At 28.1% G+C, this 6,031-nt stretch carries 5 protein-coding genes and 1 pseudogene; 4 read left to right on the forward strand and 2 right to left on the reverse strand.

What is annotated here, in order from left to right:
- Nucleotides 1-360: 360 nt before the first annotated feature.
- Nucleotides 361-2,283 (reverse strand): MobA/MobL family protein, encoded by a 1,923-nt coding sequence (locus ACQKMF_RS26565; RefSeq protein WP_002387629.1) that lies wholly within the window; start codon nt 2,281-2,283, stop codon nt 361-363.
- A gap of 203 nt (nt 2,284-2,486) precedes the next feature.
- On the opposite strand from ACQKMF_RS26565, the gene ACQKMF_RS26570 reads away from it, so the two are divergent.
- Complete coding sequence (locus ACQKMF_RS26570; protein ID WP_002387628.1) at nt 2,487-2,756, forward strand: hypothetical protein; 270 nt, start codon at nt 2,487-2,489, stop codon at nt 2,754-2,756.
- Nucleotides 2,757-2,772: 16 nt separating this feature from the next.
- Nucleotides 2,773-3,012 (forward strand): DUF3847 domain-containing protein, encoded by a 240-nt coding sequence (locus ACQKMF_RS26575; protein WP_002387627.1) that lies wholly within the window; start codon nt 2,773-2,775, stop codon nt 3,010-3,012.
- 228 nt (nt 3,013-3,240) lie between these two features.
- On the opposite strand, the gene ACQKMF_RS26580 is transcribed toward ACQKMF_RS26575, so the two are convergent.
- Nucleotides 3,241-4,176: a replication initiator protein A gene (locus ACQKMF_RS26580; RefSeq protein WP_002387626.1), complete on the reverse strand. Its 936-nt coding sequence runs from the start codon at nt 4,174-4,176 to the stop codon at nt 3,241-3,243.
- 439 nt (nt 4,177-4,615) lie between these two features.
- Here ACQKMF_RS26580 and ACQKMF_RS26585 point away from each other — a divergent pair, with 439 nt between their 5' ends.
- Nucleotides 4,616-5,344 (forward strand): DUF536 domain-containing protein, encoded by a 729-nt coding sequence (locus tag ACQKMF_RS26585; RefSeq protein ID WP_002387625.1) that lies wholly within the window; start codon nt 4,616-4,618, stop codon nt 5,342-5,344.
- A 195-nt stretch (nt 5,345-5,539) separates the two neighbouring features.
- A pseudogene (locus ACQKMF_RS26590) lies at nt 5,540-6,031 on the forward strand (IS6 family transposase); the annotation flags it as partial.

Below are 6,031 nucleotides of genomic sequence, written 5' to 3' on the forward strand. Positions count from 1 at the left end.
GTCCGGAGTGATATCCGCTTTCCTGCCTGTTGGTTTATCCAATAAGGTAACGATTTTAATTCCTCCAAAATTTTAATTGAATTTTAGATTATTGCACTAAGAAATCATTAATAGTAAAAACATATATTTATTCCAATTACTTTATTGACGTTGAGCCTCGGAACCCTTAACAAACCCAAAACTTGTCGAATGGTCGGCTTAATAGCTCATGCTATGCCGACATTCGTTTCAATCTGTTTAATAAGTTAAAATTCCGTATATAATCGTGAATTTCAATATTATCTTTAAAACAAAACCAATGTACCACATTTGTTTAAGTTTCTTATTAAAGAATGAACTTTGTATCATTTCAACGGCCTACTATCTTCTCATTTGGTTATTTCTATCTTGTTTCTTCTTCTTTTTCTTATGATTAATATTGTTTTGTTTTTCTGTTTCATTCGCATAATACATAAGGAAGTCACTAGCATTTATCTTTGGTAAATGAATGTGATTAGATTGTTCATATTCATGTTCAAGATGATTGTCATTATTATTTCTATCCACCTGATTAATATGTTTTTCGATAACTTTTTCTTGATCGATGTTATTATATTTCTCAAGTTTAATGAGTAATTGAACTTTTTCATTAGGTGTTTGGTCTTTGACTTTTTCAAAGCTTCTATCGCCTATATCTATTCTTAAATCATCATCAATATGTTCTTTATAACTTTCAATTTCTTTCTCTCTTTCTTTAATGAATTGCAACTCAGCGTTATATTCAAAGCTATCTTTTTCTAGTCTTTTAAGATGTCTTTCACTAAAGAAAATATCCTTACTTGCTTTTTTATAAGTATCTTCCAACAATACATCATTAGGAATATTGTTATTTTGTTTGAATAGGTATTGAACATGAGTTGCTTTTATAATATTACCTTTTTGTGCCTCATCAACAATAAATGCTTTTTCATCATGGCTAAAATGATGATGAGATTTAGGGTACATTTGCTGAACAATGAGATGATTTTTTTCACTTTCAGTTAGATAAACATCTTTAGCTGATTGATAAATCTCTTTACGTTTTTCCTCTCTACTTTCTAACTTATTCTTCTCATTGAGTAACGCTTTATAGTTAGTTTCAACAGTATTAACAAACTCTTGTTGACTATATCCTTTACTTTCAATTTCTTTTCTAAACTGATAATTTTCATCATAATTTTTAGCATAGAATTTCAATTGACGTCTCTTAATTTCATTTTTAAGTAAGTCATTTTGAATTTTACGACCAAAGGTAGACGCACTGTCAAACGTATTTTTAATTGTTTCTTTCGCCTCTGAATAGCCAACATCACGTTGATATCTATCAAATAAAATAGAATAACTTTGTTCATTTTTACTTACTTGTTCGTTAGCATTTTGAGTAAATAATCTAATTTCATTCTGTGCTTGTTCTTTCTCTTTATCACTGAATATTTGTGATACTTCACCACGATTATATCGTCTAATCTGTTCATTTTTTTGTCCGTAATAAGTAACGGGTTGGTACTCAATACCCTCTTTTTCACAACGTTTTTGCTCATTTTTTTCTAGTCGATATTCTTCTCTTGTCAGTGGAATTTCGGCAATTTTTTCTAACCCTTGATCTTCAAAAGAACGACTATCATATCGTCTTAAACTTTGTTCACGTTCTGAATATTGATTTAATTTTAATTCCCAATGCTTACGAACTTCTTTGAAATCAAAATCGGCAAAGCGTTCTTGTTTTCTAACTTTATTACCATTTTGATTTAAAATCGCATGACCGTTTTCATCATATCGTGTTTTCGTTTTTGTCTTTTTCCCCCAAGTACCGTCTGCATTAAAAGGTCTTTGAGTCAGTAACACATGAGCGTGTGGATTGTTCATATCATCTCTATGAATTGAAATATCAGCAACCATTCCTTTGTCTACAAACTCACTTTTTATAAAATCTTTTGTTAATTCTGTTTGTACTTCTCTATCAAAATCATTAGGTAAACTTAACAAGACTTCTTTGGCTAATCTAGGGTTTTTCGTTTTCGCATTATGCTTTTCAACTTTATCGACTTCATTCCATAAACGCTGTCTATCTTTCGTCCAATCAGGCGCATGTTGAGGGGTTAAAATCATGCTTTCAGGTTTTACTGTATGATTTCTAAACTTAATTTTTTCATCTGTACGTTCACTATATAATGCTTCGTCAGAACGATAAGATGCTGATGCAACGATATTTTTTGTTGCTCGATTAATATTAGTCACTCTCAACATAAAGTAACCTTTCTCCATGATTTTACCTCCTCTCTTTTTTGAATTTAAACCCCTGTGGGAACTATAATAATCAACCTGTAGGGTTGCCCATTTTTATGCCAATTTTTAATTTGCATGTAAATGGGCAGTGTCTTAAGAACTGGTTATATTATACCATGAACGTGCGACTTACCCAATGAATTATGATATGCTTTATATAGATAAATTAAGGGAGTTTTTTAATGTCTAAAATCAAACAAACAGATATTACAAAATTAAGTCAATTAGAACAACAAATTGAACAACTGAAAGAACAAAAGAAAAAACAAGAAGCACAACTATCTAATAAAATTGGTGGTTATTTTTTAAATAAACTTGATTTAAATATGATTAACTCTAGTGATGAATTGTATAAAATCATGGATAAAGTCATTGAAGAATTTAATAAAGATATGGAACAAAATAACAGCAACGGGAACAACGAAAATTTAACAGAAAACAAAATTAATTAGAATAGTAAGTGATATTATGGATGATTTTAAACATCTCAAAAAAACAAATGCTGCAATTGAAAAAGCTGAATTAAGAAAAAATAGAATAAAAAATTTAGATAGAAAAGAAAGAGCGCATAGACTGATTCGAAAAGGCGCCATGCTTGAAAAGTATTTTGAATGTGAGCATTTAAGTCCTGATGAAACAGAAGAATTGTTAAAGATTTATTCCAACTACATTAATACAAATAAACCCAATAAATATAAAAAGAAGTAATTTATCATACGTACAAATACTTGGAATTGCACTTGAATAAAATAACAGATAAGTTGTTGAAGATAGTATCAAAAATATTAGTTTTACAATGTTTATATAAGTAAAAACAAGATCAAGAGAAAATGAAATTGAAAAATTAAAAGATGGGACTAAAACCGAAAAATTTTAGACCCATCTATGTACATAATTATATTTCCTTGAATATAAAGTTGGCCAAGAAAGCTTTAATCAAGTATTAAATAAAGAAGTGATTGGTAAATTATCCCGTCGCTTATTAAGCGTATGCACTTCAGCAAATTCAGATTTAAGAGATTTCATGAGATATCCTTGCATTGCTTCAACAGTTTCATTTTTTTGAATAAGCACGGCTTTAAAACGTTTAAGAACGTGAAGTATTTCTATTTCCATGTCTTCTAATAAGTAATATGTATCAATGGAGTTGTTGAAGGATGTTTTGGCTTTTAATAATACAGATTTAATAAGTTTAATTTCATCTACAGAAAAGTTATTTAAATAATTTTGAATACTTTGTGGTAGTTCTTCAAGTAGTTGAAATTTTAAAGCGTCATCATTAAATTTTGAATAGTAGTGATTTGAATGACTTGTGTGATTACTAGGATAATTTAATTTATTATCATTCAAATCATCCGTATCATTACTCTCAGTCTTAATATAATCAGTATCATTATAATCAGTATCATTAGACTGTGAATTTGGAAGTTCTTGACCACTTAAATTCACAGTTCTAGAACTTCCAAATTCATTGTTCTGGAACTGTGAATTTGGAAGTTCCTTGGTATGACTGGCTTTAATGTTATAATTAGGTTTTAATAGGTATAATCTATTTGGTTTATTAAGTCCAACACGTTCTTGAGTTAGTAAATTAAATTTTATTAACTCTTTTTTCAATTTTATAATTTTTTGTTCTGCATAACCTAAGTATTCGCACAAATGTTTATTACTGAAAATAAAGTAAATGTTATTATTTTTATCCACCCATTCATTTTGGAGGGATAATTCAAAACGATCTTTTAATAACGCATACATAATTTTGGCTTCTGCAGACATTTTCTTAAAATATGCATCTTCAAATAAATATTTAGGCAGTTGATAAAATCTTTCAGTTTTTACTTGTGATAAATTGTATTTTTCAAAATTGGGCATAATAAAAACCTCATTTCCATTTTTGGGATTGAGGTAATAAAACAATTTTTACGTAAGTTATATGTTTTGTGCTTGCACTTAGATGATTAGATATATATAATACAAGTATCAAAAAAATATATAAACAAACGAGTGCGAATCGTTTTATTACCGAGAGTCGATGCTACGCCAATAGCATCGACTCTTTTAATATTTATAAAGTAATATTAACACTTTCAATGGCGTATATAAAGAGTTTTAAATATAATTAAAAGTACACCTAAAACCACCAAATATATAATTCGTTATTTTAGTACCTAATTAAGAATCAAAAAAATTTATAGGTGGGTAATTAGGTATTTAGGTAGTTAATAGATAGTAAATTTATCGCTAAATGATGAAATAAATTTCATTAGATGGTAAAATTTAGGTACTAAATTAGGTACCTAAGGATGGTATTATGAAAACTATTAAAATGATTGCTGATGAATTAGGTGTAACTAAACAAACTATTGTTAATAATGCTAAAAGATTAAATATATCTTTTGAAAAAGAAAATGGAATTAATTATATTAATGATAATGATTATTTGAAAATTATAGAAAAAATCACTAAGAAAGAGAGAACAACCCAAAATAAAGAATCAGTAAAAAAAGAATTGTTTGATGAAAATACTGCAAAAGTTGAAAAGTATATATATAATAATTCAAATAGTTCTGAGACATTAAAAACAAAAGTAAACGAATTAGAAAAGCAAATAGAAATCTTTGAAACTAGAGCTAAAAATGATGAAAAATATATTGAGAATTTAACTAAACAATTAGATCAACAAAATAGCAATGTCAATACATTAAATAAATTATTAGAGAATCAACAAATTTTAGCTTTAGAAAGTAATAAAAAGATTCAAAAATTGGAAAATCAATTAGAGGAAGAGAGACAACTGAATTATTCCTTCGATAAATCTACTAACGATCGAAAAAACTTTGATGTACAAGAAGCATCATATACTTCTGATTCTGTAAATACTAATCAATATCAGAAAGAAGAAATAAATCCAGTGGTTCAATCTAAAGGTATATCTGAGAATCAACAAGATGGAGAAAAACAAAAAGAAAATGATAAAGGTATTGCTATAGAAGAAACCCAAACTAAAAAAGGTTTCTGGAGTCGTTTGTTTGGTGGCTAATGATTGTTTGAAAAAAATATATTAAATAAGCACTATAAGCAACTTAACTTATAGTGCTTTTATTTATATTAAAGAAACTTCTGATAATCTTTTCTTATGTCAACAGTTTCATAATATATATTGATATACACTACTGATAATAGGTTTTAATTAATATTAAGCGCATACTTTTTATGGATAGAATATTAGTATTACATATTTTTTGGGGTTCAAGAATATGCCCCGATTTTATATCAAATTTGGAAGAAAAAGCATAAAAAAGCTTATTACAAATGGCGTATTGATGAGACGTACATCAAAATAAAAGGAAAATGGAGTTATTTATATCGTGCCATTGATGCAGAGGGACATACATTAGATATTTGGTTGCGTAAGCAACGAGATAATCATTCAGCATATGCGTTTATCAAACGTCTCATTAAACAATTTGGTAAACCTCAAAAGGTAATTACAGATCAGGCACCTTCAACGAAGGTAGCAATGGCTAAAGTAATTAAAGGTTTTAAACTTAAACCTGACTGTCATTGTACATCGAAATATCTGAATAACCTCATTGAGCAAGATCACCGTCATATTAAAGTAAGAAAGACAAGGTATCAAAGTATCAATACGGCAAAGAATACTTTAAAAGGTATTGAATGTATTTACGCTCTATATAAAAAGAACCGCAGGTCTCTTCAGATCTAC

Source organism: Peribacillus sp. NPDC101480 (genome assembly GCF_050277335.1).
Classification (GTDB): Bacteria; Bacillota; Bacilli; order Bacillales; family DSM-1321; genus Peribacillus.

Bases quoted from the DNA above. Each gene is read 5' to 3' on its own strand.
- ACQKMF_RS26565 (WP_002387629.1), bottom strand. From the start codon at position 2,283: ATGGAGAAAGGTTACTTTATGTTGAGAGTGACTAATATTAATCGAGCA.
- ACQKMF_RS26570 (WP_002387628.1), top strand. From the start codon at position 2,487: ATGTCTAAAATCAAACAAACAGATATTACAAAATTAAGTCAATTAGAA.
- ACQKMF_RS26575 (WP_002387627.1), top strand. From the start codon at position 2,773: ATGGATGATTTTAAACATCTCAAAAAAACAAATGCTGCAATTGAAAAA.
- ACQKMF_RS26580 (WP_002387626.1), bottom strand. From the start codon at position 4,176: ATGCCCAATTTTGAAAAATACAATTTATCACAAGTAAAAACTGAAAGA.
- ACQKMF_RS26585 (WP_002387625.1), top strand. From the start codon at position 4,616: ATGAAAACTATTAAAATGATTGCTGATGAATTAGGTGTAACTAAACAA.